Here is a 26,420-nt window from a genome sequence, read left to right as displayed (position 1 = left end):
ATTCTCAGTGACAATTTATGGGGCTACCGGGTCAGTTCTCAGTGACAATCAACACACGGGGCGCATCTTGTGGGCCTGCGCACCGTAGAAGCGATCTTGGTCTATCCCGGCATCGCCATGCACATTCCCGAAGACACGTTTTTGGCTTTTCGCAGCAGCCAAAATAAAGAAACCGCCGAAATCGAAGATATCTTCGAACACCACACCAGCCCCGAGGATTTTGTGAGCGAATTTAGGGTTGTACGGGCTGATACCCGCTCCGCCATCGACCGCATGATCGAAAGCGCCCGCGCCGCTGATCTGGTGATTATGGCCCAAGATGGCCAAGACACAGACCCCCGCGATATGCGCCAAATCCAGCGCGACGTGATCCGCGAATGTGGGCGGCCGGTGCTGGTAATCCCCGCTGATTATCAAGGCCCCGAGATCGGCGAAAAGATCGTCCTCGGCTGGAGCGAAACCCGCGAAGCCGCGCGCGCCGCACATGATGTCCTATGCATCGCCGAGCCTGATGCGCGCCTAACCGTGCTAAGCGTGGGCCGCACCGCCGAGGACCTGATGGCCGCCGATGATGCCATAGCCATTACCGAAATGTTCGCGCGCCATGGGTTGCGCCCAACCCTAGAACATCGCGATCCCTTGGGCCAAAGCATCGCATCGGTCCTCAGCGCCGTGGCCTTTGAAAAAGGCGCCGACATGATCGTCACAGGTGCGTTCGGCCATTCTTCGACCTATGATTTTGTGATCGGCGCGACCTCGTATGAACTGCTGCGCGATCACAAAGTTCCCATCTTATTCAGCAAGTAGCGGGCGGGATTTCGATGTCCGACCAGATCGGCAAATGGTCCGAGGCGATCTTGGCCAACGGTCCTTCCTCAACCCCGGCGTCGCGCAAAATGACACCTGGCGTCATCGCAAACCTGTCCAGTGCCGCAATCGGACGCCGCGCATGGAACGACCGGCCCGGACTGTGGGTATTGAACCGCGCGGCCAAGGGTTCCAGCCCTTTGGTCACCGACCATTCGTTAAAATCACCGCCAATGATGCAATGGGTATCATCAGCCGTAGCCGCATTCAGCGCGGCCAACTGCGCACGACGATCTCGCCGTCGCAGCCCCAAATGGGTAGCCACAAGCGTCAGCCCCGGCACCACGTTCAGCCCCACGCGAACCGCGCCGCGTGGCTCCAACCCCGGCAAAGACACGCGCTGCACGTCACCCGCGCTCAGCCCCTTGCGCACCAAAACCGCATTGCCGTGCCACCCAAGGCTCAGCCCATTGTCGCACACCTCAACCACGTCAAAATCGGTTTCCGCTGCAATCATCTCTCGCGATAGCGCAGGCGGACGCGGCCCCAGCCGCCGATCCGCCTCTTGCAAGACCACAACATCCGCCCCCAAAGTGTTAAGAACTGCGCAGGTCCGCTCGGGGCGACGTCGTTGATCAAGCCCACGGGCCTTGCGCATGTTATAGCTGGCGATACGGATGAAATGTGACGACATCCCACATAGATAGTGTCTAACACGTGCGATTTTAACACCTACGGAGCGATTCACCCCCATGAAAGTGATCCCAAATACCAGCAGTACAATGCTGATCATCTGGACACTTCTACTGTTAACGGGGTTAATTTCTTTGGGCCTAGCGCGCTGGTCCCTCGCCTTCGTCAGCCTCACAACCCTCAGCCTCGCGCTGGTCCCCCCGCTACTCGCAGCCCGCTGGTCCCTGACCCTTCCGCTACCCTTTTTGCTGTTCACCACGCTGTTTTGCTTTGCCTCCATCTTTCTGGGCGAGGCGTTCGATTTCTACGAACGTCTGTGGTGGTGGGACCTCGCGCTCCACGGCTCTTCGGCGGTGGGATTTGGCCTCATGGGGTTCTTGTTCGCCTTCATGTTGTTCGAAGGCGACCGCTTCGCCGCACCCCCTTCCGCCATCGCGCTCATCAGCTTTTGCGTTGCGATGACCGTCGGCGCCACATGGGAGATCTTTGAATTCACGATGGACGCAGGCCTTGGGATGAACATGCAAAAATCCGGTCTTAGCGACACGATGGGCGACCTCATCCTCAACGCATTCGGCGGTCTGATCGCTAGCGTCACGGGCTATCTCTACTTGCGTCAAAGCCCGGCGGGCCTGTTGGGCCGCGGTCTGTCACAGTTCATAAAGGTAAACAGCCGGCTCTATCGGAAATACAAAAATCGCCTGAAATAGAGCCTACTTTACGGAGTTTCATACCGCGCAAGCCGCCGGCGCGCCGCATCCCGTTCCTCCATTAATTCCAACACAAGCGCCAGACCCGGTGCGTTGATCCCCAGATCGCGGCTCAACCGACCGGCCTTTTTCGCACGCACGATACTCGCCCCCACAAACCGCCAATTCCCGCGATGACTGCCCACGGGGGTCAACACGCCTTCCTCTACTAACTCGATAACCCAATCTTCATCTGCATGAACAAACCGGCACAGATCCGGCAGCGATAGCGCGTCCGCCGTCTCCCTCCATCGTGTGGTCTTCTTCATCCGCTTCTCTCCTGCTTGGGCGCCAACACCCACGGTCCAATCCGTTAACCCCCTTCCGATGCCACAGCACGACCCAAGGTCCATTGATCTTTGTCAGTCCCGGCCCACGCGCCCGTGTCACGCTCCCTTCATGATTTGGCCACAGCCGCCCCCAGAACGGAGACCACCATGAGCAGCCGCACCCTTCTTTTCGTGATGAACAGCGCAACCCCAGACGCCCAGATTGCCGCCATAGCGGAGATGACAGGCCGCGACGAAACCCACCTTGTGTGCCTGTTGGTTGATCCCACGCCCGCCCTGCCCGCCTATGCCTACGGCATCCCGCCCTACGGCGCCGTCAACATCCCTGACAACTGGCAATTACAGGTCCAACAGGCTCATAACGCACAACAAACCCGCGTGGATGAGGTCGAAAAACTGCTCGCGCACCACGGCACCTCGGGCCAAGTCATGGGTACGCTCACGGCCTCACTACACGTCAAACATCAGGTGGCCCGGTGCGCGCGCGTCAGTGATGAGGCCGTCTTTGCCAACAACCTGCGCGACACACCCCACCTCCTGCGCGAAGCCATTTCCGGCGTTCTGTTCCATTCTCCCATCGGGTTTCAGGTCAATGCCAACACCGCCCAAAAACCCGCCCGTGTGTTCATCGCATGGGACAGCAGCCCCCCCGCAGCGGCAGCGGTGCACGGCGCCCTGCCCTACCTTAAGAATGCTCAAGAAGTGGTTATCGGCTGCATCGATCCCATCATGACACCCGAACACGATGGCCAAGATCCCGGCACCGATTTGGCCGCATGGCTCAGCCATCATGGCTGCACTGTCACCGTTTCTCAGTATCCTAGCGGCGAAAGACCAATCTCAGATTGCATCCAAGACCGTGCGCGCGAAACCGGCGCCGACCTGATCGTCATGGGGGCCTACGCTCGTGGGCGCATGATCCAGACCGTGCTAGGCGGGACCACACGCACAATGGTTGAACAAACTGAAATACCTGTGTTTTTGGCGCATTAACCTGCGCCTAGCGCGGGGTGTGTCCCGCCTCAAACGGGTTATTCCCCGGCACTTCAATCGGCACATCTGGCGCGGGTATTTCCGGCGTAGCCGGTGGGGCGATGGGCTCTTCGGTTTGCGGATCCTCGCGCGATGGCGGCATCGGCGCCGGATCGTCGGGCATAGGGGCCTCCTTCGGCGGCCCCTTCGGATCTTGGTTCATTAGGATTTCACACAGATTAATTAACGCCATGTCCTGTCCTTTCTGCTGTCAGCCCAACGTGCTGCCAAAAGGACAAATGCGATTGATCCGCGTCAACCCCGCCTAGGCACCACTGCGGCTCCGCCAGCCCAAAAGGTTAAGGCAGGCAAACAAAATGGCCGCCACACATACGATCGATGGGCCAGCCGGCGTGTCGAACACATAGGCCCCCTGCAAGCCCGCCACCGCCGAAATCGCCCCAATCGCCGCGGCAATCCCCGCCATAGCTTCGGGCGTGCGCGCCAGCCCACGCGCCGCAGCCGCCGGGATGATCAACATCGCCGCGATTAACAAAACACCCACAACCTTAATCGCAACCGCCACCGTAATCGCGAGCGAAATGGTTAAGATAAGCTGCTCTCGCTTTGGGTTTAGCCCGCTTGCATAGGCCAATTCCTCGTTAAGGGTTGAGGTTAACAAAGCCGACCACCGCCAGAGGATTAACCCCACCACAAGCGCAGCCCCCCCCCAGATCACCAACAAATCTAGCCGCGACACCGCAAGGATATCGCCGAATAAATACGCCATCAAATCGATCCGTACCCCCGACAGGAACGACACCGCCACCAACCCAAACGCAAGCGCTGAGTGCGCAAGAACCCCCAGCAACGTGTCCATCGCATAGCCACGCCCGGCCAAATGCGTCACCATCAACGCCATGATCAGCGCGACCACCATCGCCCCCGCAAACACCGAAATTTGCAAGGCCAACGACAGTGCGATGCCCAAAATAGCCGCATGCGCCGTGGCGTCGCCAAAATAGGCCATCCGCCGCCAGACGACAAAACACCCCAAAGGAGCCGCCGCGAACGCCACCCCAACCCCCGCAAGCGTCGCGCGGGTCATAAAATCATCTAACATTATTCAGCGGCCTCATGTTCTTTTGACGGGCTGTGCGTGTGGTCATGCCCGCAATCATCCCCATGTGTGTGGTCATGATCGTGGCGGTACAGCGCCAACGCACCACCGGTACCGGTTCCAAACAGCGCACGGTATTCAGGGGCCGAGGCCACAACCTCTGGCGCGCCCTCACAACACACATGCCCGTTCAAGCAAATCACCCGGTCCGACGCGCTCATCACGACGTGCAATTCGTGGCTGATCATCAAAACGGCGCAGCCCGTGTCACGGCGCACTGTCTCAATCTGCTGATAAAACGCAGCCGATCCCGGCTGATCCAGCCCTTGCGTTGCTTCATCCAACAGCAAAACATCGGGGCGATTGATCAACGCCCGCGCCAGCAAAACACGCTGAAACTGGCCCCCCGACAGCTGTGACATCTGCCGCTTTAGCAGCCCCGGCACACCCGCTTTTTCCAACGCGGCCTGACAGGCCGCCCGTGGCACCCGCGCGGTCAACTGCATGAACCGCTCCACCGTGATCGGCAGCGTCGGATCAATATGCAGCTTTTGCGGGACGTATCCAATCCTCAGCCCCGGTTGCAGCGTAATCGCGCCCGCCGCCGGCGTCGCCGCCCCGATAATCGCCCGCAATAGACTGGTCTTGCCGGACCCATTCGGCCCCACAATCGTCACGATTTCACCGGGGTTAATCGCAAGCGATACGTTGCTCAGGACCGTGTTCGCCCCATAGCGAACCTTCAGATTTTCAACCGAAATCAAACTCATACTCGGGGTTTATCCTTACACGCGGGGCAGACCCCTTCGGCCTCCATGACCGTCTTTTCAATCTCAAACCCGGCCGCCTGCGCCGCCACCCCCAGCGCGCCGCGCGTGGGCCCTGACTGCGCCTCTGCCACGGCATCGCACAATCGGCAAATCATAAACGCGGGCGAATGCCGCTCATTGGGGTGCGCGCAGGCGACAAACGCGTTCAGTCGCTCAATCTTGTGAACAAACCCATGCTCCACCAGAAAATCCAACGCCCGATACGCCACCGGCGGCTGTGACCCAAACCCCGCGTCGCGCAACAAATCCAAAATGGCATAGGCCCCAAGCGCGCGGTGCTCACGCAGCAACAGCTCCAAAACCTTGCGCCGCACCGGGGTCAGGCGCAGCCCTTCCGCCGCACAGCGCGCTTCCGCGGCCTCCAACGCGCCGCTCACGCAGGCCGCGTGATCATGCGCCTCAAATCCCAATGGGGTGGCAGAGCTTGACGTCATGGGCGGGCCTCTCTTGTCATGTTATTATATATCATTTATACGACTCGCAACGTTATACAATCACACAGAGGCCCCGATGTCCAGAATCCGCCCCGCCCTCACGCTTTGTCTCACATTGATCGGCGGCACCGCCCTAGCCGACGCCCCGCGCGTCGCGGTTGACATCGCCCCAGTCCACTCGCTTGTGGCGCGGGTCATGGCGGACGTCGGCACCCCCGATCTGATCCTGCCCCCCGGCGCCTCACCCCATGAATACAACCTCCGCCCGTCCGAGGCATCGGCCCTGCAAAACGCAGATATCGTGGTGTGGATGGGCGAAGACCTCGCGCCATGGATGGAACACGCGGTCGAAACCCTCGCGACCAACGCAAGCGTCCTGACCCTGCTTGAGGCGGACGTCACAACCAAGCTCGATCTGCGCGAAGACGCCCTGTTTGAGGCCCATAGCCACGATGATCATGACGACCACGGGCACAGTGACAACGGGCACGACGATCACAAAGACCATACAGATCACGCCGCGCATGACGATCACGCGGAACACGATGAACACGCGCACGACGACCACGCCCACGGCGCCCATGACCCCCACGCCTGGCTCTCACCTACGAACGCAGGCGCATGGCTCAACCTGATCGCGGCACAATTGTCCGCCGCAGATCCCGAAAACGCCGGCACCTACTTTGCCAACGCCGCCGCCGCCCGCGCCGAACTTGACGCGCTGACCGCCGAAATAAACGCCATACTTGCCCCCGTACGCGGCCGCAACTTCATCGTTTTTCATGATGCGTATCAACACTTTGAGGCCGCATTCGACTTTCCCGCAGCGGGCGCAGTATCGCTCAGCGACGCAACCGACCCAAGCCCCGCACGCATCGCACAGGTCCGCGACCGCGTCCGGGATCAGGACATCGCCTGCGTCCTGACCGAGCCCCAGTTCAACGCTGGCATCATCGAAACCATTCTCGACGGCACAACGGCAAAAACCGCCGTAAGCGACCCGCTCGGCATCGACCTCACACCGGGGCCCGCGCTTTACCCGCAACTGATCCGCAATTTGGCCGGCGCATTGGCGGGCTGCCTCTAGACTGTCACGAAACTTTCACTCGACTGGTATCCATATTTCCATAAAACGGGAAATATGGATACCACGCTCGCCACCCGCGCTCTCTCGACCCTCGGCCACCCCGGCCGATTGGCCACGTTTCGGCTGTTGATGCGTTTCGCCCCTCAGGGCGTGCGCCCCACCGAAATCGCAACCGCGCTCGCGGTGAAACAAAACACCCTGTCTCATCATCTGTCGGATTTGGTGGCCAGCGGCTTGGCAAAAGTCGACCGCGATGGCCGGTCACTGTTCTATTCCGTCAACATCGAGGCAGCCGAGGCGCTCCTCAGCTACCTCGCGCTGGACATGGGCCGCGCCCGGCCTGACCTTGTAGCCCCCATACAGGCCTGCCTCGCGGCCCCGTCCAACAGCCCTTGGAACGTGTTGTTCATCTGCTCCAAGAATTCCGCTCGGTCTATCATGGCCGAGGCCCTGTTGCGCGATCTTGCCCCCGACAGCCCGGTCAAAATTTGCGCCGCATCTGCCGGGACATTGCCCAACAGCACGCTCCACCCCCTTGCGCTGGAAACACTGGCGCGCAACGGGCACGACACGTCCGGCCTGCGGGCAAAACACATCACCGAATACCAACAGCCTGACGCGCCGCATTTGGACTTTGTGTTCACCGTGTGTGACGCCGCCGCCGCGCGCGATTGCGCCCCATGGCCACGCCACCCCTATACCGCGCATTGGGGCGTCCCCGACCCCGTGAACACCCCCGGCAGTCACACAGAACGCGCCGCTATTTTCGCCCAGACCTACGCGCTCCTGCGCCACCGGATTACGGCCTTTCTCGGGCTTCCCTTCACCGCGCTCAGCCCGATTTGTCTCCAAACGCATCTAGATGCCATTGGCATCGACGCCCCTAAACAAGGTTAATTCCATGACCCGCATCGCACTCAACGGCCTTGGCCGCATCGGAAAACTCGTCCTGCGCGACCTGATCGACACCGGCGCAGGCGGTGAAATCGTCTTACTCAACGATCCCGTCGGAGACGCCGAACAACACGCGCTCCTGCTCGAATTCGATAGCGTCCATGGCCGCTGGTCGCGCCCCGTCACCCACACGGACACCGGCCTCACGATTGATGGCCGCACCATCCCCCTAACCCATGAAAAAACCATCGAAGGCTTGCCCCTTGCGGACATGAACATCGATCTGGTGATCGACTGCACAGGGGTGTTCAAAACCGCCGCCAAAATCGCGCCCTACTACGCGGCGGGGGTCAAGCGCGTGGTGGTCAGCGCTCCGGTCAAAGACGGCGATGCCCTAAACCTTGTTTACGGCGTAAACCATGATCTGTTCGACGGCACGCAACCCCTTGTCACGGCGGCCTCCTGCACGACCAATTGCCTCGCGCCCGTGGTCAAAGTGATCCACGAAAACCTTGGCATCAAGCATGGCTCCATCACGACGATCCACGATGTGACCAACACCCAAACCATCGTGGACCGCCCCGCCAAGGATATGCGCCGCGCGCGCTCCGCGCTCACGAACCTGATCCCGACCACGACCGGCAGCGCGACCGCCATCACCCTCATTTACCCCGAACTCAAAGGCCGCCTCAACGGCCACGCCGTACGCGTGCCCCTGCTGAACGCCTCGCTCACGGATTGCGTGTTTGAACTGGACCGTGAAACCACCGTGGACGAGGTGAACCAACTGTTCGCAGACGCCGCCGCAGGCCCTCTCAAGGGCATTCTGGGCTATGAAACCCGCCCCCTTGTGTCCTGCGATTTCACTAATGATCCTCGCTCCGCAATCATCGATGGGCCCTCCACGATGGTGATCAATGGCACCCAGCTCAAGCTCTATGCGTGGTATGACAACGAATGGGGCTATAGCTGCCGCTTGGGCGACATCACGCGCATGGTCGCGCGCGCCCTATGACACCCGCCGCCGCCAACCCGCTGCGCGCCTACACCGCCGTCACAGCCGCCTATTGGGCGTTCATGCTGTCGGACGGTGCGCTGCGGATGCTGGTCTTGTTGCACTTCAACGCGCTTGGCTTTTCGCCGGTGCAACTGGCTTGGCTATTCCTGCTCTATGAGGTCGCGGGCATCATCACCAACCTTGGCGCGGGCTGGCTCGCGGCCCGGTTCGGGCTTGCAGCCACCCTCTACGCGGGACTTGGCCTGCAAATCGCGGCACTCGTGGCCTTGGCGCAGCTGGACCCCGCATGGTCCATCGCGGCTTCCGTCACTTTTGTGATGGCCGTCCAAGGCGTGTCTGGTGTCGCAAAAGACCTCGCCAAGATGTCGTCCAAATCCGCCGTTAAACTGCTGGCCCCCTCCCAGAACGGAGGCCTCTTTCGCTGGGTCGCGGTGCTCACAGGCTCCAAAAACGCGGTCAAAGGGGCGGGGTTTTTCCTCGGCGCTGCCCTGCTCGGCCTCGCAGGGTTCCAAGCGGCGATCTGGGGCATGGCGGCGGTGTTGCTCACGATCCTGATCGCGGTCGTAGCATTCCTGCCCCCCGGCCTACCCGGCCCAAGCAAACCCACCAAAACCAGCGGCGAATGGCGCTCCACCGACGTCCGCGTCAACCGTCTCAGCCTCGCCCGGATGTTCCTGTTCGGCGCGCGCGATGTATGGTTCGTCGTGGGCCTCCCGATCTACTTCCAAAGCGTGCTCTCCGACGGCACCCCCGATGGTCGCCGTGAGGCATTTTTCCTCGTCGGCGGCTTCATGGCGCTCTGGATCATCGGCTACGGCGCGGTCCAAGCCCTCGCCCCGCGCATCCTCGGCGGCCCCACCCAATCCGAGGCGACCATCACCCGCAAAGCCATCACCTGGGCCGGCGCACTCGTCCCAATCCCATTCGTGCTCGCAGCCCTTACGCTCACAACTGACGGCCCTGCGCCATGGCTCACCGCAACCCTCGTGACAGGGCTCCTCATCTTCGGGTTTGTCTTCGCGGTGAACTCCTCGGTCCACTCCTACCTCATCCTCGCCTTCGGCAAGGCCGAGCGCATCACCCGCGACGTAGGCTTCTACTATATGGCAAACGCGGCGGGGCGGCTCATCGGCACCCTCCTCTCCGGCGTCAGCTACCAACTCGGGGGACTCCCCGCATGCCTCGCAACTGCGGGCCTGATGGCACTGGCCAGCTGGCTGGCCGCGCGCCGCCTACTCCTCGCGTAACAACCGCTCAATTTGGGCCAAAAGGGTCTCTAACGCGGGGTTTTCCAGCGCCCTGCCCTCAATCCGAATGGTCGTAACACGACCCTTGCGCGCGGCACTCATCGCCATACCACTGCCCGTACGCGTCACCGCATCCGCCTGCTTGCGCGGCCGCCCAGAGCGCCGCGGCGCATCCAACTCAGGCCCCAACGCATCCAGCGCCTTGTGCAACAAGGCGACCTCCTGATCGGGGGTATCCGCCAGACCGTTAATCACGATATCGCGCAGATGCTCCTCATGTCCCTCGCGCAGCGCATTCGCGATCCGCAATCCCAGCTTTTCCGTGATCAAATCCGCGAAATGCAGCACATCGCCCAATTCCTCAAAGATCACCGCAAAGGACCGTATCTTCGACCGTTTCGCCTTACTCGCCACCGGGAACAACGCGTTCACGGCGGCTTCGGTGTTGGCAAACACGCCCTGTTGCGCTGCGATCACCGCAATTCGGCCCCGCTCATAATGGCTCAGCTGCGCGCGGATCTCGTTTTCCTCGACCATCGCAACGAACGGCCCACCCAAGGCGTCGGGCGCGCGCACAATCGCCTTGATGGTCGACCATTTCGCATCCCCCGTGGCCTCGAACAACTGTCGCACTGCGACTAAACGCCGATACCCCGACAACAGCGCATAGGGCCGCGCAGACCCCGGCGCGTTGGCATAAATTTCCACGGGCAAACGGATGCCGTTGCGCTCGATTGAGGCGCGCAATTCCTCCAACGCCACCGCGTCCAACACCACGCGGTCCCGCACCAAGGCCTCGGCCTCGATGTCGTCCAACGCTATCTCGCGGATCAACAATCCTTGCTCTTCGGCGCGGCTCAACTGGGCGCTCGCGGTGCGGTCCCCACTGGGGCGCGGGTCCACCGCTCCTGCCGCTTCCGCCGCGATTTGGCTAATAGGCGCGGGCTTTACGCTGCGCGCGCTCTCTCCGGAAGCCCCGTCAATTTCTGCGGCCAGCTTGCTCAAATCCTCCGCCGAGGGCGTCTCCAGCTTTCTGCGTTTGGCCATCACTCAGCCTCCTTCATCGCCTGATCGCGCCACCACGTGGCCAAGATCACTTCCTTGACCTCCGCCCACGTCCGATCAAATGTCTCGCGCCCACGCACATAGGTATCACGGTTAAATTCGCGGTAATCTGTCTCATAAATTCCTGAAACCTGCTCACCCGCCTGCCCCACCATTGCGGTGGTTTCCTGCCGGTAAGTTGTCATGAAGTCTCCAAAATAGGCTTGGATCACATTCGCCAAGTCGGTCTGCTGACCGGCATCAAACCGCGTGATTAACGCCCGAACGGCGTCCCATTCAAACCGCGTTTCCGCCAAGCCAAGCGATCTGCGCCGCGCATTCTCGCCCTCTTCGATCGAAGCAAATGTCGAATAAATCATGTCGAAAAACCGCCCCGTACTATCAAATTCCAGGAACGAGGCACCCAACGGTACCAACAAAATATCCGCCGCCGCCAAGGCGTTAATGGTTAAGTATCCCAGCGCGGGCGGCGTATCGAGGATGATAATATCGTACTCATCCAGCATACCTCCGTCCTGCAAAGCATTGTGCAGACTGTCCCACAGCGCCCAGCCCCGCGTCTGCATGCGCCACACAGGTACCTGAAATTCAGCCCAGTACAGGTTCAATTGGGCGCCGATCAGGTCAATGTTCGGCCAGTGCGTTGATTGAATTAGGCTTGCCGGATCCAGGCCGCGCGCCTCCGTCAGCGTCTCATCGAAGGCATGTTCGGCCTCACCTGCCGCGCGCCGAACCTTGTTCTCCTCTTCCAAATGGCTAGCAAAATCACGCGCCAATAGCGGGAAAACCGTCTGCCATTCGTCCTCAACCGTGCCCCCCATGATCGAGGTCATCGACCCTTGGCTGTCCAAATCCACAACCAAAACACGGTATCCATCCAACGCGGCCGACATTGCCAAATGCGCCGCCGTGGATGTTTTTCCGACCCCGCCCTTAAAGTTTGCAACCGCCAAAACCTTCGCGGGTAAACCTTCGGGTCGCCACGCGCGATAGTCTCTATCCTTGGCACCTTCCGCGGCAAAGTGCTCGCGGATGGCCACAATATCCTCCAGCGTAAACCACTTGCTGTTCCCCTCCCCCTCGCCTTGCGGCAAGTCTGGGTTCTGGCGCAAAACTCGCCGCAGGTGCGCGGCAGCAACCGGAATCAAATACCTGCACACTTCCCAAGTCGAAAATTTCCGAAGCCGTTTCTTGCCATCTGGGGCATAGCCGCGTTTGGCTAAATCATCCCGTCCGCGGGCCGCAAATGCCGCCGCCTTTGAGAACCGGGCAGTATCAATTGGCGCAGACAATTTATCCGCAGCCGCTTTGGGGTCTATATTGAAATACGGTGGCAAAGGTGCTTTGCCATTGGGAGTACGCGCCATATCGGATTCCTGCTCAGGACCTATGTGTTCGCCTTTTTCGGCGATATTGCCCAAAACATGTCACATGACAGTCTCTCGCGCCAGAATTTTCTTTATTGTTAGAACATACCGATAAAAGGTCGGCTTTCGATTTAAGATTCTTTACTAATATTTAAAGACTTTGAGTGTTATTAAGTGTTTTGAGTCAATAGGTTAAATGGATATAGGTACCCACTTACGGGTTCATCAGCACCCATTAGCAGGTTCAATGGTGCCTATATGCAGGAGAACATGCACCGATTCGCAGGAATTGCGACTCACCGCACACGAAACCCTCGCGAAACCCCTTGTTTAGGCACTGTACCGTGGGTTTCGCGGTTTCGCGATCCCGCAAATGGGCACCTTTCAGGAGCTGAGTAGTTAGTTCAGCCTATTTTCAAAGGTGCCCAACTCTACCTTGCTTTCAGGCACCCTAAAAGGCACATTGGCTCAAAAGGGCAGAAAAATGGATGAGATTCCCAAGGAAGACCTAACCGGAGCTTTGCGTCGACGGGCTGTAAAAAAGCACGTTGCGGCGATTCACGTCTCGGGCAAGTTAACCTTGCTGCAACGTAAATTGTCCAACGTTCTCTTGCTCAACGCATATGACACAATCACAACCCAAGCCGCGCACCGTATCGATGCACGCACTCTTTGCTTGATGATTGGCTACAATTCCAATGATACCGACACGCTGAAGGCAGCTCTCCGCGGACTCGCCGAGACGGTGGCCGAGTGGGATATGCTGGATGAGAAAGGCCAGCAAGAATGGGGTGTCTCGGCTCTTTTGTCCTTCGCAAAGCTAAAGGGTGGGGTCTGTGAATACGCCTACTCCCCTGCCCTCGCCCAAAAGCTGCATGACCCAAAAGTCTTTGCGTTAATCAATCTTAACATCCAAAGGCGTTTCACGTCCGGTCACGCGCTCGCCTTATACGAGAATTGCTATCGGTTCATCCGCACGGGGTCGACAGGTTGGTGGGACCTAGACCTTTTCCGCCGCCTCATGGGCGTCGGTGACAGTCCTTATTACGAGACCTTCAAGCATTTGAATGCCAAGATCATTAAGCCTGCGGTCGCAGAGGTTAATAAGTCTTCCAATATTATCGTCACGCCGGATCTGCGAAAAACCGGGCGTGCCGTCAGTCACATTCGGTTTAAGATTGCTGACAATCCTCAGCTTTCAATACTCGATTTGGATGATGGTGAAGGGTTGAGGAATTCAGAGGTATATCCAAAATTGCTTGCGCTTGGGGTGACGGATCGACTTGCGAGGCAGTGGATTAAGGAGCACGGTGAGGGTGCCTTAGCGGTAAAGCTCGACTACGTTCTGGGTCGCGAAGACGTGCGCAATGCTGCAGCCTATTTAACCCGAGCTCTAGAAGAGTCAGAGCAGGTTTCGCCGCGAAACCCCCCGGCGAAACCACTCTCTGAACGGGGCGCGAAACTCGGGGCGATCAGAGATGCCGCAGCATCGCGGTCTCCCACGCAACGGGATGCAGATAAACGCTTGTTCGGTTCTAGGCTTGAAGGCGGTGCCCGCGCGGACTTCGAGCGACACGGATGGATGTCGGCTCTGAACCGAGATGCGATTGAAGCGTTTTGGGAGGATCTGAGTCCTGGCATTTTTGACGACATTCAAGGCTCGAAATCGTAAGCTATCCTGAAGCTTCCTCTATTGTAGCTACTGTAAGGTCAGGGCTTGCTGCATTGCGGTTGGTCTCAATCTCGAGGCGGACGTGTCTAACTGAAATGGCGGCGCTTTGAGCGGTCCTATGACACGGCTAAACTCGTTGGGATGAGATAGGCGCGGTCACGGCTGCTTCGATATCGCGGGCATCTGGGCGTTGGCTGGATTCTGTTTTGTTTGAACAGAGCTCTTGATTGCTTCTGTTAAGCTCGAATGACGTATGCATTAGAGATGGTTCTAATTAGCCAAACGATAATGTTGAGATGGGTGGCTTTACGCGCCGAAAGCTAGCACGATTTGTTTGATGATGAGTGTAAAGTGTTTGTTCGTGAGGCAACATCGGGTGGGCTTTGTGATGCCCCTGAGGTGCGTAGAAGGCTCATCTACAGCGGGTACCTGTAGGGCTGAGTGGGGGCGGGTTGGTCGCTGCTTTCTCGGTTAATTCTGATCTCGTGCTGGATGGATCCGAGGTTATTGGGCAGAAGGTTTGTCGCGCCGTTTTGATGCCGCGCCGGGGCTTTGGGGGTAGGGGCTGACTTTCCGGAGTTGATGGGGCAGTCCGATGATGTCGCGTCAGTTTTGGATGTGTGGATACTGAGTGCGGAGACCAGTAGGGCAGGGTGGTTTGGTTGCTGGCTGGAGCGCGTATTCGGAAACCAGCGGAGCGGGCAGGGGGCTGTGTAGAAGGTGTGGAGGCCTCTGGTGGCTTGAAATTCAGTGAAAATGTCGCTATATAGCGTCAGTATAGCTGTTGGAGTGTCGACCATGCATATCACTAACTTTGCTGAAGCTGGACAATTTGAGCCTCGGAAGATCGCGGCTGTTTTGCGCACCTCCGCTGAGGAGATCGCTTTGACCGTTGGTTTGGGCAAGGATGCGTTGCAGCGGCGTGCGCGTATCAGTTCGGACAAGACGCAGCGCCGCTTGCGTGAATTGGTCGAAGTGCTCAACAAGGTGGAGCCGCGTTTTGGGTCGGAACTGATGGCCTATGCGTGGTACCGATCAGAGCCTTTGCCCGGGTTTGACGGGCGCACGGCCATGCAGCTTGTGCAGGAAGGCAAAGCGCAACAGGTTTTGGAATATATTGATGCGGTCGATGCGGGCGTCTTTGCCTGATGCCTTTGAAGGATGGGCGCTATGCGGGGCCGCTGTATCGGGCGTTGAACCCTGTTTATGCGCGCACGCCTCTGTCTGGTCGCGGGGCAGAGCGTTATGGCGGGCGGTTTAACCCTAAGGGTGTGCCTGCTCTTTATACGGCGCTTGCGCCGGGGACTGCGCTGCGAGAGGCCAACCAGGTCGGAAGCCTGCAACCTACGATTTTAGTGTCTTATACGGCTGATTTGGGTCCAGTTTTTGATGCGCGGGATGAGGGTGAGATAGAGCGATACGGGATGTCGGCGGCGATGCTGGGCGATCCTGCGTGGCGCATGAGGATGCTGGACGGGCAGGCGGTGCCTACGCAGGATTTTGCACGCAGACTGATTGCTGATGGGTTTGCGGGGTTGTTAATCAAGAGCTTTGCAAAGGGGGCGTCTGCGTCGGATTTTAACATCGTGGCGTGGAATTGGACGGGCGCGGGCCGCGCGCTGGCGGTTGTGGATGACGAAGATCGGCTGTCACGGATGTGACGTGCGTGAACCGCGCGTTTGAACTGGTCTGTGATCTTTGTGTTAGCATTTCTATAAGTATTAAAATAATACTTGCTTTAGGTGCCGTTGAGGTTACGCTCGGAGTATATTGTACATAATCCTCCCAGTTATTTATTGCGGCCCGGTATCCTTTTGGGTGCTGGGCCGTTATTTTTGGGGCCATCAGGTTGGTAAATTGGCGATTATGCTATTCCTTCGAACCTGATGGGCCATTGCCTGTTAGGGCAGGGGGCGTGGAGGCTGAAACGCGGTGCTGCGCACCCGTTTCGACATTAAGTTCTATATCAATACTTAATGCTGCCTTGGCAGTGTTGCGATCCGTTCACCGAGGCGGCCCCTAGACTGTGCCCTGTGACCAAGCCTGTACTGACGGGGCGCGGCCATTATTTGTGTTTTGTGACCGAGAAATTGCGGGCAACGAGACGTGCCTGCATAGGCCAAACCAATCTGAATATTGGTTGGATTGAATTTGGATGGCCCGGTCTATAGTGGTCAGGCTGTTTTTGAGATTGGAGCCTCTAAATGACCGAATTCGTGATCCCCGCGCCGCCTGTGACGTCGATCCCCGTGAAGTCCGGAGGGGCATTTCCAGTACGCCGCGTGTATTGCATCGGGCGCAACTACGCAGCCCATGCGATTGAGATGGGTCATGACCCGGACCGTGAGGCGCCGTTCTTTTTTCAAAAGAACCCGAACAATCTAGATGCTTCGGGTGAGTTCCCGTACCCGCCCCATACGTCCGATGTGCATCATGAAGCGGAACTGACCGTTGTGTTGAAGTCCGGTGGCACGAATATCCCTGTCGAAAGTGCGATGGACCATGTTTATGGGTACGCGCTGTCGCTAGACATGACGCGCCGTGACCGTCAGGGTGAGATGAAAAAGGCGGGTCGCCCATGGGAAATTGGCAAGGCGTTTGAGCGGTCCGCACCCATTGGACCGATCCACACTGTGGCCGAAGTTGGCCATCTGGAGGAAGGGGCGATCACGCTCAAGGTTAACGGCGAAGTGCGTCAGGAGGGGGATTTGAACCAACTGATTTGGAAAACCCCTGAGATGATTTCCTATTTGTCAGAGTACTTTGAGCTGGCGGCAGGCGACGTCATCATGACGGGGACACCATCGGGTGTCGGGCCAATCGTTAAGGGTGATGTGATGGAAGTGGAAATTCCTGCTCTTGGGACGATGTCGGTGACAGTCGTTTAAGAGCAGACTTGGCCTGTTGTGTTGGCAGTGTGAATACATAATCTTGATTATGCGATAAAGCGCTATTAACATATCAGGTGACGACCTGCGGATGTTAGCTACACACCCGATCCGTCACAAGCAGACTACCAATACTATTCTATCGGAGCTGAACCCCAAAGCTTGAGCCAAATCAATCAGACCTTGTTCAAAGCGTATAACGTTGCGCACAGAAACGAGGCGATCATGTTTGCAAATGCCGTAAAACTGTTTTCGATTAACGATTTCGACATAAAGATTGCCCCCGGATGGGTGCTGATTGCAGCCCTCATCACCTGGAGCCTTTCGCGCCAATACTTCCCCCAAGCCCTGCCGGGCGCCCCGCCATCCACATATATGGCCATGGCCGTTTTTGGCATGTTGGGGTTGTTCGCGTCCTTGCTACTCCACGAGTTAGCCCATTCCGTAGTGGCCCGCCAATTGGGCATCGAAATCAAAGGCATCACCCTCTTTCTCTTCGGTGGTGTCGCAGAGATGAGCCGCGAACCGCACTCAGCCCGAGCCGAGTTTTGGATCGCTGTAGCGGGCCCTGCGATGTCGATATGTCTTGCGTTTGGATTTTGGGTACTTGGGGCCTTGGTCGCCGAAACTGGCGCCTCGGAGCCAATCGTGGCCATTCTAATATACCTTGGCACCATTAACCTTGTGTTGGCCCTGTTTAACCTCTTGCCTGCCTTCCCATTGGATGGTGGACGCGTGCTGCGCGCGGCGGTTTGGTATCAAACAGGCGACGCTCTGATGGCGACACGCGTGGCAACCCAATCGGGCAGCCTGTTGGCCTATGGGCTGATGTGGTTGGGGGTTATTGCGCTTTTTCGCGGGGCAATTGCTTCCGGGCTTTGGTCGATCTTAATCGGCACATTTGTTTTGCTCGCGGCGCGCGCAAGCATGGCGCAACACCTGCTCAAATTGACCTCAAATAGTCAAACTGTGCGCACCTTAATGACCCCAAATCCAACAACCGCCAGCCCCGATATGATGCTGTCCGATGTCATTCATGACATCATCCTGCACGCGCGTAAAAGCTTTGTTCCCGTCACCGAAACCGGCGTCTTATTGGGGCACATCGACATGTCTGTCCTAGCAGCCATCGACCGAGAAAACTGGGCAAATACGCGGGTGGGTGACGTGTTTGCAGGGCTTGATCCAGCCGTCATGCTTGACCCTGATCTGCCAATCTCTGAGGTTCTGGATACCATTGCGCGCACCGGGCGACGCAAATTTATGGTCGTCAAAGAGCATGACCTTTTGGGTGTGTTAACCACAGCAGATTTAACCCCTGTGCTGACCTCGCAAAATGGCCATGTCCAGCCCAACACATCCAATGGCGAACCACTCCAAGATTGATAAATGAACCGTTTCGGTTTGTACTGCCCCCACCCATTGGCCCAACCCGTGGGGAGGAGCGAAGCCGTGCATGACACCCACAAGGATGACCCCAACCAGACCAATGCAATTCTGCTGGCCATTATGGACGCGGCGGTGGATGCGGTCGTGGTTTCGGATCGCACAGGCAAAATCCTCAGCGTTAACAATTCTGCACAAAAGATGTTTCAACGCACGACCCAAGACATGCAGGGCCAAAATGTGCGCATCTTGATGCCCGATGCATTGGCCCATTTGCACGACGGGTTCATGTCCGACCACATGACCACGGGCCAAAAGCGGATCATCGGGCTGGGCCGCGAAGTCGAAGGAAAACGTAAGGACGGCACCGTTTTCCCACTACATTTGTCTGTGGGCCGTGCCGGGACCGATGGTGATGAAATCTTCATCGGTATTATGCATGACCTGACGCAACGCAAATCCACCGAAGCCGCGCTCTCTCGGTCCCAGCGACTGGACGCCATTGGCCAAATGACCGGCGGCATCGCCCATGATTTTAACAACATCCTAACAATCGTAACCGGCAACCTTGAGCTGCTCGAAATGCGCAACACAGATGACCGCCAAACGGCCCTTATCCAAGATGCACTAGAAGCCGCAGAGTTGGGAGCAGACCTGACCAAACGACTGCTGATGTTTGCCCGTCGTACAACCCTGCATCCGGTGAAATCAGATCTCGGTGAAATATGTCGTGACGCATTGCACCTGCTCGAACGCACGCTTGGCGCCTCTTATCGGATCAGCACTGATTTTGCGGCCGATGCGGACCCGGTATTGATTGATCCCACGCAGTTGCAATCAGCGCTGATGAACCTCGCGCTCAATGCCCGTGACGCAATGCCCAACGGCGGAGAGCTGATGGTCTCTGTCGCCAACGTTACGATTGACGATGATTACATCGCTCAGGAAACAGACATAAAATCAGGTCATTACGTTCGTCTTTCCGTCGTCGATAACGGGACCGGCATGCCCCCAGAGGCGCAAAGCCGTGCCTTTGAGCCATTCTTTACCACCAAATCTGATGGCAATGGGACAGGGCTTGGCCTTGCGATGGTTTACGGGTTCGTACGCCAATCGGGCGGGCACATAACACTGTATAGTGAGCCGGGGCATGGCACCAGTTTTGGCCTTTATTTCCCATCGGCCCACGCGGCTGCAACGCTCGACACCGCGCCTCAATCCGATACACCCTCCGCGCCTTGGCATGGCAACAAAGAACGTATTTTGGTGGTCGAAGACAATGCGCTGGTGCGCAAAATCTCAGTTGAACGCATCCGCGATTTGGGCTTCGAGACACAGGAGGCCAGCTCAGGGGATGAGGCTTACCAAATGCTTAAGGACGGGGTCGCCGTGGACTTGGTCTTCTCTGATTTGGTGATGCCCGGCACATTGAACGGCTATGATCTCGCTGCGCGCATCCGCACGGAATTTCCTCACCTAAAGGTCCTGTTAACCTCCGGTTACGCCAGCGACGCCGTCACAGGCTCAATGTCAGGCGCCACGCCGCAAGAAATCCTTCACAAACCTTACCGTCAGGCTGATCTGATCAAACGGCTTCACGCTTTGCTTGGGCCCAGCTCGGGGGCGTGAACCTCCGTGACTGAACAAGTCAGGGTATAGCCTACGCCGCGCACCGTCTTGATCAGCTTAGGGGTTGAGGGGTCGCGCTCAATCTGCTTGCGAAGCCGGGCGATCTGATTGTCGATTGTGCGATCCATCGGCGTCCAAGAGGTCCCACCAGTGAGGTCCAGCAACTGATCACGCGACAGGACCCGCTTGGGCCGTTCAAGAAATATCATCAACAGCTTAAAGTCGCCAACTGTCAGATTACATTCAAGGTTATTGCGATCCAACAGTTCCAACTGCTCCGGTATTGCTGTGAGGCCATCAAAATGAAACTGCAAAACATGATCGTCCGAGGGCACCTCAACCGAAGAAACCTGCGCCGCGCCTGTACACTTTGACCGGCGTAGAACGCTCCGAATACGCGCAGTCACTTCGCGAATGTGGAACGGTTTGGTGATGTAGTCATCCGCCCCGACCTCTAACCCAACGACGCGATCAATCACGTCGTCCTTGCCCGATAACATCACAATCGGCACCGCGGACGTGCGCCGTATTTCCCGCGCGAGATCAACACCGTTATCTTTACCAAGATTAATATCCAGCGTGATCAGATCAATGTGCCCCTGCGCCAGCGCCTTATGCACGCCAGCCGCTGATGCGGTTTCATGCACTGCGAACCCATCGCCCTCTAACACGTTGCGCAAAAGCGTTCGTATCTTGGGGTCATCATCCACAATCAGAATTGTCGGATCACCCATATTTGTTTCTCACAATACATAAAATGGGCCGCGCGGGGGCCGTATCTGCACCCCAAAACCGGTGACCCCCAGTTACAAAAAATTACAAAACGCTACATATAGCATTTAATGCATATTACACTCGTTAACCAATGTCACTCCGACACGAGCGCGGAGGACACGTCGATGTACGTCACAATTCCTGATCCCGGCACGATTGCCACCCCCCTTGCCCCCTTGGCCAGCAGTACCCCAAAACCCGCAGAGGCCCGCCTGCGCCCCGGTGCCTTTTTGTACTACGAAGGCGATAAAGTGGACTGGCTGTATCAAGTCACCAGCGGCGTTGTGCGGCTGACCCGGCTGCTTACGGATGGGCGCCGCCAGGTCATCGCCTTTGGCTATCCCGGCGATATCATTGGATTTCCGACCGATGGCCGACACCACACAGATTGCGAAACTCTGACAGACGCGCGCCTGCAACCGTTCCGCCGCGCGCATCTTGAAACCGGCGAAGGCGATCCCGTCCTTCACAACGCCCTGTTACAAGCCGCCCTGCGCGAGATCAGCGCCATGCAAGACCACTTCATGATGCTTGGGCGAAAATCGGCCACCGAAAAGCTGGCGTCGTTTTTATGTGTGTTAACAGATCGTGTCGGGGAGGATTTGGGAAACTATCGTCAGGTCAAACTGCCGATGTGCCGGTCCGACATCGCGGATTTTCTTGGTTTAACCACCGAAACAGTCAGCCGCACGTTCACGCAACTGCGCAAAAGCAAGATCATCGCGATTGACCAAAGCCATACAATCATCATCCAAAAACCAACCGCCCTTCTGGGGTTGTCACTGGGCGATATAGACTAACAAAGGGTTTTTCGGCCCCAGGGCACCCCCGCAGGGCCGTTTTTACGCTTCGGGCGCGGGCCACAATGCGCGCAAATCCTGCGGCAGGCAGGCGCGAATATCCTCGATCTCACCGGCGCTTAGCCGCGCGTTCAACAGATCAAACACGCAACGGATATCTTCACTCCCCCGATATTCGCTGCTCTCGGCCATCGCCTTATCAATTGTCGCAATAAACTCACGGGCCGAGCGTTCGTGAAACAAGGTCCGTTTCGGGGCCCAGCCCTCAAACAAAAACCCCCGCAAAAACACTGGCATCTGCGCCGAAAACTGCGCCAGCTCATCGCCCGGCAGATGATCGCGTACGCGCTGCAAAGTCACCCGCAACAGCCGCAATGCATTCCGCTTTGAGGCCCAATCCAACCGCCCCGCCAACTCATTGATCCATTCATGGATCAACTGCACGCTGTGATCGATCACCTCCAACCCTTGCGTCGTCATGGCACTGTCCTCTCTTGGTTTGATTCCTCCCCGCGCGCCCTGGCGTTGCGCTCAAATCCCCCCGTCATGCGCCGACACGCAGCACCGGTCATCGCGCCAACACCCAACAAAACAAGCGTGTAATTGACCACCCAGCCCACAAAGGGGATGAAATTCAACAGCGCGACCACCCCCAACGCCGCCGCAAAAACCAACAGGCGCGCTGTGTTGCTTGGGTCCGCCTCATGGCCAAATCCGGCCCAGATCCGCATCGCCACGCTATACGTCCCTAGCGCGTAGCCCAGCATCCACGCCACCACGATTGCCAGCAAAACAACCGGCACAAACGGCAGCCCCACCACCGTCAACGCGGTGATCGGCACCAACCCGCACAACACGGACAAGCCCCCAACCCCCAATAGAAAAGACCGTCCCGGCGCGTCGGACACGCTCTGGCGCAGGCGCTCCAACCGCTCAGGCATAAAGCTGAGCATCAACGCCCCCAGCACCACGAAAAACAGCAACGAAATCACGAACCCCAATATCATCGAGGCAAAGGGCGGCACCCCGGGCAGTTCTTGCCCGATCTCATCCCATTCTTCCCACATCTCGGCATGCGAAAGACGCTCAAACACGACCCGGTCTTCGGCGGCCACGCGGGGCGGCACCGTGATCCGGTCCGGGGTCGAATAGGTTAGGGCACCGCTGATGACAGCCTCCGCGCCAAACGTCAGGGTCTGCGCCATGATCCGTACGTCGCCCGCGATGGGCGCATTCACAATCACGTCGCGGCCCGTGACCATCAATGCCCCCTCAATTGGCCCTTCAATAGTGACTGAATTGCCGAACAACCGCGCATTGCCTTGGGTGGTCGCGTCACGCTCTGTGCGTATAGAAAACCCCGCAACCGTCAGGTCTTGGCCCACGGCGCCCCGCACCACGACGGTCATGCCCGCGGCATAAATATCGCCCGCAACATCCGTCCCAATCGACACATCCAACCCGGCCACATGCAAATCCTGATCCGCTTCCCCCCGCGCCTCTACCGTGCGCGCAGAAACAAAGGCGTCGCCCGTGCTGCGGATCGTTTCATTCACCTGTCCGCCCGCGATATAGGTGTCGCCCCCATGGGTGATCGTCGACACATCGTCGCCATCCGCGCGGACCGCGCCTGCAACAATGATCAAAGCAATCGCCAGAACACTGGCCGTCACTTTGGGATGTTTGGTCATTTGATCACTCCTTGCAGCCCGATCATGGGGCCAAGCTACGCGATCCGACAGCGCCTCAATTGATAGGGATCAATCCGTGATACCTGCGCGCTGTTAACCTTTGCGCAAAGGCCAAGCCGCACAAAGGAGCACGCCATGCGACCCAAGACCATTCTTGTCTGTCTCACGACGGCCGAACAGGCCGCGACACTTCTGAACCTTGCAGTGCCCCTTGCCCGAAAACACGGCGCGCATCTTGTGGGCCTGCGCACCGTAGAAGCGGTGTTGGTCTATCCCGGCATCGCCATGCACATCCCCGAGGATGCGTTTTCCGCATTTCACACCAGTCAAAAGCAGGAAACCAACGCCATAAAAGAGGTCTTTGACCACCACACCAGATCCGAGGATTTTGTCAGCGAATACCGCGTTGTACAGGCTGACAGCCGCTCAGCCACCGACCGCACCATCGAAAGCGCCCGTGCCGCTGATCTGGTGATCATGGCCCAAGACAGCCAAGACACCGACCCCCGCGATATGCGCCGGGTCCAGCGCGACGTGATCCGCGAATGCGGGCGGCCCGTGCTGATTATACCGGCAGATTACCAAGGCCCCGAGATCGGCAAAAACATCATCCTCGGCTGGAGCGAAACACGCGAAGCTGCGCGCGCAGCCCATGATGTCCTGTGCATTGCAGACGCAGACGCACGCCTCACTGTGCTCAGCGTGGGCCGCACCGCCGAGGATCTGATGGCCGCCGATGATGCCATCGCCATAACCGAAATGTTCGCGCGACACGGGTTGCGCCCCACCCTAGAACATCGCGATCCCTTGGGCGAAAGCATCGCATCGGTCCTTACCGCCGTCGCCTTTGAAAACGGCGCAGACATGATCGTCACGGGTGCGTTTGGCCATTCTCCGACTTATGATTTTGTGATAGGCGCAACATCGTATGAACTGCTCCGAGATCACAAAGTCCCGATCTTGTTCAGCAAATAGCGGGCGGAACCTCGATGTCCGTCCAGATCGGCAAATGGTCCGAGGCGATCTTGGCCAACGGCCCTTGCTCCACCCCGGCATCACGCAACGTGATACCGGGCGTCATGGCAAACCGGTCCAGCGCGGCAATCGGCCGCCGCGCATGGAAGGACCGGCCGGGGCTATGTGTGCTGAACCGCGCGGCCAAGGGTTCTAGCCCCTTGGCATCGGACCATTCGTTGAAATCGCCGCCAATGATACAGTGGGTGTCATTGGCCGTTGCCGCGTTCAGCGCATGCAGCTGCGCGCGTCGATCCCGCCGCCGCAACCCCAGATGCGTGGCCACCAGCGTCAGCCCCGACCCCACGTTCAGCCCCAAGCGCACCGCGCCGCGCGGCTCCAACCCCGGCAAAGGCACGCGCTGCACGTTGCCTGTGCTCAGCCCTTTACGCACGAGAACGGCGTTGCCATGCCACCCCAGGCTCAGCCCGTTGTCACATACCTCCACCACCTCAAAATCGGTTTCGGCCAAGATCATGTCTCGCGGCAATGCTGGCGGGCGGGGTCCCAGCCGCCGATCTGCCTCCTGCAGAACCACAACATCCGCCCCCAAAGTGTTAAGAACCGCACAGATCCGCTCTGGGCGGCGCCTTTGATCAAGCCCACGGGCCTTGCGCATGTTATAACTGGCGATACGGATGCAATGTGACGACATCACCCTTAAATAGTGTCTAACACGTGCGATTTTAACACCCACGGAGCGATTAACCCCCATGAAGGTGATCCCAAACACCAGCAGCACAATGCTGACCATCTGGACACTTCTGCTTCTCACAGGGTTAATTTCTCTGGGCCTAGCGCGCTGGTCGCTCGCCTTCGTCAGCTTTGCCACACTAACCCTCGCGCTGGTCCCGCCGATGCTCGCCGCCCGCTGGTCCCTGACCCTCCCGCTCCCGTTTTTGCTGTTCACCACCCTATTTTGCTTTGCCTCCATATTCCTGGGCGAGGCTTTTGATTTCTACGAACGCCTGTGGTGGTGGGACCTCGCGCTCCACGGCTCTTCGGCGGTGGGTTTCGGGCTGATGGGGTTTCTGTTCGCCTTCATGTTGTTCGAAGGCGACCGCTTCGCCGCCCCGCCCTCAGCCATCGCGCTGATCAGCTTTTGCATCGCCATGACCGTCGGCGCCACATGGGAGATTTTCGAATTCACGATGGACGCAGGCCTCGGGATGAACATGCAAAAATCCGGACTCAGCGATACAATGGGCGACCTCATCCTCAACGCGTTTGGCGGCCTGATCGCCAGCGTCACGGGCTACCTCTATCTACGCGAAAGCTCGGCGGGCCTTTTGGGCCGGGGCCTGTCACAATTCATTAAGGTAAACGGCCGGCTCTACCGCAAATACAAAAATCGCCTGAAATAGAGCCTGATTTACGGGCTTTCATATCGCGCAAGCCGCCGAAGCGCCGCATCGCGCTGCTCCATTAACTCCAACACCAGCGCCAGACCCGGCGTGTTGATCCCCAAGTCACGGCTCAACCGACCGGCCTTTTTCGCACGCGCAATACTAACCCCCACAAACCGCCAATTCCCGCGATGACTGCCCATGGGCGTCAAGACGCCCTCCTCCACCAACTCAATAACCCAATCTTCATCTGCATGAACAAACCGGCACAGATCCGGCAGCGATAGGGCTTCCCCCGCCTCTCTCCGCTTTGTGGTCTTTTTCATCCGTCTTCCTCCTGCTTCGGCGCGCCAACGCACCCGCGGTTCAAACCGTTCATCCTGCCCATCCGATGCCACAACCCGGCCTGCGCATCATTGATCTTTGTCAGTTTCACTCCGCGCGCCCGTGTCACGCTCACCCCGTGATTTGGCCCCAGCCGCCCCCAAAAACGGAGACCACCATGAGCAGCCGCACCCTTCTTTTTGTGATGAACAGCGCGACCCCGGACCCCGAGATTTCCGCCATGGCCGAGATGACAGGCCGCGACGGCACCCACCTTGTGTGCCTGTTGGTTGATCCCACGCCCGCCCTGCCCGCCTATGCCT

The 26,420-nt window shown here is 58.4% G+C and carries 29 protein-coding genes; 16 read left to right on the top strand and 13 right to left on the bottom strand.

What is annotated here, in order from left to right; translation table 11 throughout:
• Positions 1-69: 69 nt before the first annotated feature.
• On the top strand, positions 70-807 hold the full coding sequence (locus AC4GMC_RS08665) for a universal stress protein (protein WP_490391449.1): 738 nt from the start codon (positions 70-72) through the stop codon (positions 805-807).
• On the opposite strand, the gene AC4GMC_RS08660 is transcribed toward AC4GMC_RS08665, so the two are convergent.
• Positions 797-1,501 (bottom strand): endonuclease/exonuclease/phosphatase family protein, encoded by a 705-nt coding sequence (locus tag AC4GMC_RS08660; RefSeq protein WP_490391448.1) that lies wholly within the window; start codon positions 1,499-1,501, stop codon positions 797-799. The genes AC4GMC_RS08665 and AC4GMC_RS08660 overlap by 11 nt on opposite strands.
• Before the next feature lie 58 nt (positions 1,502-1,559).
• Here AC4GMC_RS08660 and AC4GMC_RS08655 point away from each other — a divergent pair, with 58 nt between their 5' ends.
• Positions 1,560-2,210 carry a DUF2238 domain-containing protein gene (locus AC4GMC_RS08655; protein ID WP_058123577.1) on the top strand — a complete coding sequence of 217 codons (651 nt, stop codon included), beginning with the start codon at positions 1,560-1,562 and terminating at the stop codon, positions 2,208-2,210.
• A gap of 8 nt (positions 2,211-2,218) precedes the next feature.
• Here AC4GMC_RS08655 and AC4GMC_RS08650 read toward each other — a convergent pair whose 3' ends face one another.
• Positions 2,219-2,518 carry a chaperone modulator CbpM gene (locus AC4GMC_RS08650; RefSeq protein ID WP_488082331.1) on the bottom strand — a complete coding sequence of 100 codons (300 nt, stop codon included), beginning with the start codon at positions 2,516-2,518 and terminating at the stop codon, positions 2,219-2,221.
• A gap of 168 nt (positions 2,519-2,686) precedes the next feature.
• Between AC4GMC_RS08650 and AC4GMC_RS08645 the strand changes: the two genes are divergently transcribed.
• Entirely contained in the window at positions 2,687-3,532 is an 846-nt protein-coding gene (locus AC4GMC_RS08645) for a universal stress protein (RefSeq protein ID WP_490391447.1), read from the top strand.
• A 7-nt stretch (positions 3,533-3,539) separates the two neighbouring features.
• Here the strand turns inward: AC4GMC_RS08645 and AC4GMC_RS08640 are convergent, their stop codons facing one another.
• The 4 genes from AC4GMC_RS08640 to AC4GMC_RS08625 all read right to left on the bottom strand — a co-directional run bounded on the left by AC4GMC_RS08640 (position 3,540) and on the right by AC4GMC_RS08625 (position 5,895).
• Positions 3,540-3,695, bottom strand: a complete 156-nt coding sequence (locus AC4GMC_RS08640; RefSeq protein WP_487876320.1) for a hypothetical protein — start codon at positions 3,693-3,695, stop codon at positions 3,540-3,542.
• A gap of 141 nt (positions 3,696-3,836) precedes the next feature.
• Positions 3,837-4,634, bottom strand: coding sequence for a metal ABC transporter permease (locus tag AC4GMC_RS08635; RefSeq protein WP_487876319.1), 798 nt, complete (start codon positions 4,632-4,634; stop codon positions 3,837-3,839).
• Positions 4,634-5,401 (bottom strand): ATP-binding cassette domain-containing protein, encoded by a 768-nt coding sequence (locus AC4GMC_RS08630; protein WP_487876318.1) that lies wholly within the window; start codon positions 5,399-5,401, stop codon positions 4,634-4,636. Before AC4GMC_RS08630 ends, AC4GMC_RS08635 begins: the two co-directional genes overlap by 1 nt.
• Positions 5,398-5,895, bottom strand: coding sequence for a transcriptional repressor (locus AC4GMC_RS08625; RefSeq protein WP_488047469.1), 498 nt, complete (start codon positions 5,893-5,895; stop codon positions 5,398-5,400). The genes AC4GMC_RS08630 and AC4GMC_RS08625 overlap by 4 nt, the downstream gene beginning before the upstream one ends.
• A 76-nt stretch (positions 5,896-5,971) precedes the next feature.
• Between AC4GMC_RS08625 and AC4GMC_RS08620 the strand changes: the two genes are divergently transcribed.
• The 4 genes from AC4GMC_RS08620 to arsJ are packed head-to-tail and all read left to right on the top strand — an operon-like array spanning position 5,972 to position 10,141.
• Positions 5,972-6,982 carry a zinc ABC transporter substrate-binding protein gene (locus AC4GMC_RS08620; RefSeq protein ID WP_487876340.1) on the top strand — a complete coding sequence of 337 codons (1,011 nt, stop codon included), beginning with the start codon at positions 5,972-5,974 and terminating at the stop codon, positions 6,980-6,982.
• A 54-nt stretch (positions 6,983-7,036) separates the two neighbouring features.
• On the top strand, positions 7,037-7,879 hold the full coding sequence (locus AC4GMC_RS08615) for an arsenate reductase/protein-tyrosine-phosphatase family protein (protein WP_487876339.1): 843 nt from the start codon (positions 7,037-7,039) through the stop codon (positions 7,877-7,879).
• Between the two features lie 4 nt (positions 7,880-7,883).
• Positions 7,884-8,891 carry an ArsJ-associated glyceraldehyde-3-phosphate dehydrogenase gene (locus tag AC4GMC_RS08610; RefSeq protein ID WP_487876338.1) on the top strand — a complete coding sequence of 336 codons (1,008 nt, stop codon included), beginning with the start codon at positions 7,884-7,886 and terminating at the stop codon, positions 8,889-8,891.
• The gene (gene arsJ / locus AC4GMC_RS08605) at positions 8,888-10,141 is read left to right on the top strand and encodes an organoarsenical effux MFS transporter ArsJ (RefSeq protein WP_487876337.1); all 1,254 of its coding nucleotides are present in this window, start codon (positions 8,888-8,890) and stop codon (positions 10,139-10,141) included. Before AC4GMC_RS08610 ends, arsJ begins: the two co-directional genes overlap by 4 nt.
• Here arsJ and AC4GMC_RS08600 read toward each other — a convergent pair.
• Both AC4GMC_RS08600 and AC4GMC_RS08595 read right to left on the bottom strand, forming a co-directional pair.
• On the bottom strand, positions 10,127-11,188 hold the full coding sequence (locus AC4GMC_RS08600; RefSeq protein WP_487876336.1) for a ParB N-terminal domain-containing protein: 1,062 nt from the start codon (positions 11,186-11,188) through the stop codon (positions 10,127-10,129). The genes arsJ and AC4GMC_RS08600 overlap by 15 nt on opposite strands.
• On the bottom strand, positions 11,188-12,573 hold the full coding sequence (locus AC4GMC_RS08595; protein WP_487876335.1) for an AAA family ATPase: 1,386 nt from the start codon (positions 12,571-12,573) through the stop codon (positions 11,188-11,190). Before AC4GMC_RS08595 ends, AC4GMC_RS08600 begins: the two co-directional genes overlap by 1 nt.
• Positions 12,574-13,057: 484 nt before the next feature.
• Between AC4GMC_RS08595 and AC4GMC_RS08590 the strand changes: the two genes are divergently transcribed.
• From AC4GMC_RS08590 to AC4GMC_RS08565, 6 genes are all read left to right on the top strand, one after another.
• The gene (locus AC4GMC_RS08590) at positions 13,058-14,245 is read left to right on the top strand and encodes a replication initiation protein (protein ID WP_487876334.1); all 1,188 of its coding nucleotides are present in this window, start codon (positions 13,058-13,060) and stop codon (positions 14,243-14,245) included.
• Positions 14,246-15,043: 798 nt separating this feature from the next.
• The gene (locus AC4GMC_RS08585) at positions 15,044-15,394 is read left to right on the top strand and encodes an MbcA/ParS/Xre antitoxin family protein (protein ID WP_416370234.1); all 351 of its coding nucleotides are present in this window, start codon (positions 15,044-15,046) and stop codon (positions 15,392-15,394) included.
• Positions 15,394-15,906: an RES family NAD+ phosphorylase gene (locus AC4GMC_RS08580; RefSeq protein ID WP_487876333.1), complete on the top strand. Its 513-nt coding sequence runs from the start codon at positions 15,394-15,396 to the stop codon at positions 15,904-15,906. Before AC4GMC_RS08585 ends, AC4GMC_RS08580 begins: the two co-directional genes overlap by 1 nt.
• Positions 15,907-16,449: 543 nt before the next feature.
• Positions 16,450-17,133, top strand: coding sequence for a fumarylacetoacetate hydrolase family protein (locus AC4GMC_RS08575; RefSeq protein WP_487876332.1), 684 nt, complete (start codon positions 16,450-16,452; stop codon positions 17,131-17,133).
• A 225-nt stretch (positions 17,134-17,358) separates the two neighbouring features.
• Entirely contained in the window at positions 17,359-18,519 is a 1,161-nt protein-coding gene (locus tag AC4GMC_RS08570) for a site-2 protease family protein (RefSeq protein ID WP_487876331.1), read from the top strand.
• A 66-nt stretch (positions 18,520-18,585) separates the two neighbouring features.
• Positions 18,586-20,148, top strand: a complete 1,563-nt coding sequence (locus tag AC4GMC_RS08565; RefSeq protein WP_487876330.1) for an ATP-binding protein — start codon at positions 18,586-18,588, stop codon at positions 20,146-20,148.
• Here the strand turns inward: AC4GMC_RS08565 and AC4GMC_RS08560 are convergent.
• Positions 20,115-20,882, bottom strand: a complete 768-nt coding sequence (locus tag AC4GMC_RS08560; protein ID WP_487876329.1) for a response regulator — start codon at positions 20,880-20,882, stop codon at positions 20,115-20,117. The genes AC4GMC_RS08565 and AC4GMC_RS08560 overlap by 34 nt on opposite strands.
• 165 nt (positions 20,883-21,047) lie before the next feature.
• Between AC4GMC_RS08560 and AC4GMC_RS08555 the strand changes: the two genes are divergently transcribed.
• Positions 21,048-21,722 carry a helix-turn-helix domain-containing protein gene (locus AC4GMC_RS08555; protein ID WP_487876328.1) on the top strand — a complete coding sequence of 225 codons (675 nt, stop codon included), beginning with the start codon at positions 21,048-21,050 and terminating at the stop codon, positions 21,720-21,722.
• Between the two features lie 42 nt (positions 21,723-21,764).
• On the opposite strand, the gene AC4GMC_RS08550 is transcribed toward AC4GMC_RS08555, so the two are convergent.
• Together AC4GMC_RS08550 and AC4GMC_RS08545 are read right to left on the bottom strand one after the other, a co-directional pair.
• A complete protein-coding gene (locus AC4GMC_RS08550) occupies positions 21,765-22,202 on the bottom strand; it encodes a DUF2267 domain-containing protein (RefSeq protein ID WP_487876327.1) in 438 nt (145 codons plus the stop codon).
• Positions 22,199-23,413: an EI24 domain-containing protein gene (locus AC4GMC_RS08545; RefSeq protein WP_487876326.1), complete on the bottom strand. Its 1,215-nt coding sequence runs from the start codon at positions 23,411-23,413 to the stop codon at positions 22,199-22,201. Before AC4GMC_RS08545 ends, AC4GMC_RS08550 begins: the two co-directional genes overlap by 4 nt.
• A gap of 135 nt (positions 23,414-23,548) precedes the next feature.
• Between AC4GMC_RS08545 and AC4GMC_RS08540 the strand changes: the two genes are divergently transcribed.
• Positions 23,549-24,388 carry a universal stress protein gene (locus tag AC4GMC_RS08540; RefSeq protein WP_487876325.1) on the top strand — a complete coding sequence of 280 codons (840 nt, stop codon included), beginning with the start codon at positions 23,549-23,551 and terminating at the stop codon, positions 24,386-24,388.
• Here AC4GMC_RS08540 and AC4GMC_RS08535 read toward each other — a convergent pair.
• Positions 24,378-25,082, bottom strand: a complete 705-nt coding sequence (locus AC4GMC_RS08535; RefSeq protein WP_487879242.1) for an endonuclease/exonuclease/phosphatase family protein — start codon at positions 25,080-25,082, stop codon at positions 24,378-24,380. The two genes, AC4GMC_RS08540 and AC4GMC_RS08535, sit on opposite strands and share 11 nt — an antisense overlap.
• Before the next feature lie 58 nt (positions 25,083-25,140).
• On the opposite strand from AC4GMC_RS08535, the gene AC4GMC_RS08530 reads away from it, so the two are divergent.
• Positions 25,141-25,791 (top strand): DUF2238 domain-containing protein, encoded by a 651-nt coding sequence (locus AC4GMC_RS08530; protein WP_487879241.1) that lies wholly within the window; start codon positions 25,141-25,143, stop codon positions 25,789-25,791.
• Between the two features lie 8 nt (positions 25,792-25,799).
• Here AC4GMC_RS08530 and AC4GMC_RS08525 read toward each other — a convergent pair whose 3' ends face one another.
• Positions 25,800-26,099, bottom strand: coding sequence for a chaperone modulator CbpM (locus AC4GMC_RS08525; RefSeq protein ID WP_487876322.1), 300 nt, complete (start codon positions 26,097-26,099; stop codon positions 25,800-25,802).
• Positions 26,100-26,420: the final 321 nt, after the last annotated feature.

Source organism: Thalassobacter sp., assembly GCF_982993085.1.
The sequence above is the reverse complement of the archived record's forward strand: the minus strand, read 5'-3'. Positions and strand labels throughout refer to the sequence as shown.

Coding starts and splice junctions, on each gene's coding strand:
- AC4GMC_RS08660 (WP_490391448.1), bottom strand. CDS start 1,501: ATGTCGTCACATTTCATCCGTATCGCCAGCTATAACATGCGCAAGGCC.
- AC4GMC_RS08655 (WP_058123577.1), top strand. CDS start 1,560: ATGAAAGTGATCCCAAATACCAGCAGTACAATGCTGATCATCTGGACA.
- AC4GMC_RS08650 (WP_488082331.1), bottom strand. CDS start 2,518: ATGAAGAAGACCACACGATGGAGGGAGACGGCGGACGCGCTATCGCTG.
- AC4GMC_RS08645 (WP_490391447.1), top strand. CDS start 2,687: ATGAGCAGCCGCACCCTTCTTTTCGTGATGAACAGCGCAACCCCAGAC.
- AC4GMC_RS08640 (WP_487876320.1), bottom strand. CDS start 3,695: ATGCCCGACGATCCGGCGCCGATGCCGCCATCGCGCGAGGATCCGCAA.
- AC4GMC_RS08635 (WP_487876319.1), bottom strand. CDS start 4,634: ATGTTAGATGATTTTATGACCCGCGCGACGCTTGCGGGGGTTGGGGTG.
- AC4GMC_RS08630 (WP_487876318.1), bottom strand. CDS start 5,401: ATGAGTTTGATTTCGGTTGAAAATCTGAAGGTTCGCTATGGGGCGAAC.
- AC4GMC_RS08625 (WP_488047469.1), bottom strand. CDS start 5,895: ATGACGTCAAGCTCTGCCACCCCATTGGGATTTGAGGCGCATGATCAC.
- AC4GMC_RS08620 (WP_487876340.1), top strand. CDS start 5,972: ATGTCCAGAATCCGCCCCGCCCTCACGCTTTGTCTCACATTGATCGGC.
- AC4GMC_RS08615 (WP_487876339.1), top strand. CDS start 7,037: ATGGATACCACGCTCGCCACCCGCGCTCTCTCGACCCTCGGCCACCCC.
- AC4GMC_RS08610 (WP_487876338.1), top strand. CDS start 7,884: ATGACCCGCATCGCACTCAACGGCCTTGGCCGCATCGGAAAACTCGTC.
- arsJ (WP_487876337.1), top strand. CDS start 8,888: ATGACACCCGCCGCCGCCAACCCGCTGCGCGCCTACACCGCCGTCACA.
- AC4GMC_RS08600 (WP_487876336.1), bottom strand. CDS start 11,188: ATGGCCAAACGCAGAAAGCTGGAGACGCCCTCGGCGGAGGATTTGAGC.
- AC4GMC_RS08595 (WP_487876335.1), bottom strand. CDS start 12,573: ATGGCGCGTACTCCCAATGGCAAAGCACCTTTGCCACCGTATTTCAAT.
- AC4GMC_RS08590 (WP_487876334.1), top strand. CDS start 13,058: ATGGATGAGATTCCCAAGGAAGACCTAACCGGAGCTTTGCGTCGACGG.
- AC4GMC_RS08585 (WP_416370234.1), top strand. CDS start 15,044: ATGCATATCACTAACTTTGCTGAAGCTGGACAATTTGAGCCTCGGAAG.
- AC4GMC_RS08580 (WP_487876333.1), top strand. CDS start 15,394: ATGCCTTTGAAGGATGGGCGCTATGCGGGGCCGCTGTATCGGGCGTTG.
- AC4GMC_RS08575 (WP_487876332.1), top strand. CDS start 16,450: ATGACCGAATTCGTGATCCCCGCGCCGCCTGTGACGTCGATCCCCGTG.
- AC4GMC_RS08570 (WP_487876331.1), top strand. CDS start 17,359: ATGTTTGCAAATGCCGTAAAACTGTTTTCGATTAACGATTTCGACATA.
- AC4GMC_RS08560 (WP_487876329.1), bottom strand. CDS start 20,882: ATGGGTGATCCGACAATTCTGATTGTGGATGATGACCCCAAGATACGA.
- AC4GMC_RS08555 (WP_487876328.1), top strand. CDS start 21,048: ATGTACGTCACAATTCCTGATCCCGGCACGATTGCCACCCCCCTTGCC.
- AC4GMC_RS08550 (WP_487876327.1), bottom strand. CDS start 22,202: ATGACGACGCAAGGGTTGGAGGTGATCGATCACAGCGTGCAGTTGATC.
- AC4GMC_RS08545 (WP_487876326.1), bottom strand. CDS start 23,413: ATGACCAAACATCCCAAAGTGACGGCCAGTGTTCTGGCGATTGCTTTG.
- AC4GMC_RS08540 (WP_487876325.1), top strand. CDS start 23,549: ATGCGACCCAAGACCATTCTTGTCTGTCTCACGACGGCCGAACAGGCC.
- AC4GMC_RS08535 (WP_487879242.1), bottom strand. CDS start 25,082: ATGTCGTCACATTGCATCCGTATCGCCAGTTATAACATGCGCAAGGCC.
- AC4GMC_RS08530 (WP_487879241.1), top strand. CDS start 25,141: ATGAAGGTGATCCCAAACACCAGCAGCACAATGCTGACCATCTGGACA.
- AC4GMC_RS08525 (WP_487876322.1), bottom strand. CDS start 26,099: ATGAAAAAGACCACAAAGCGGAGAGAGGCGGGGGAAGCCCTATCGCTG.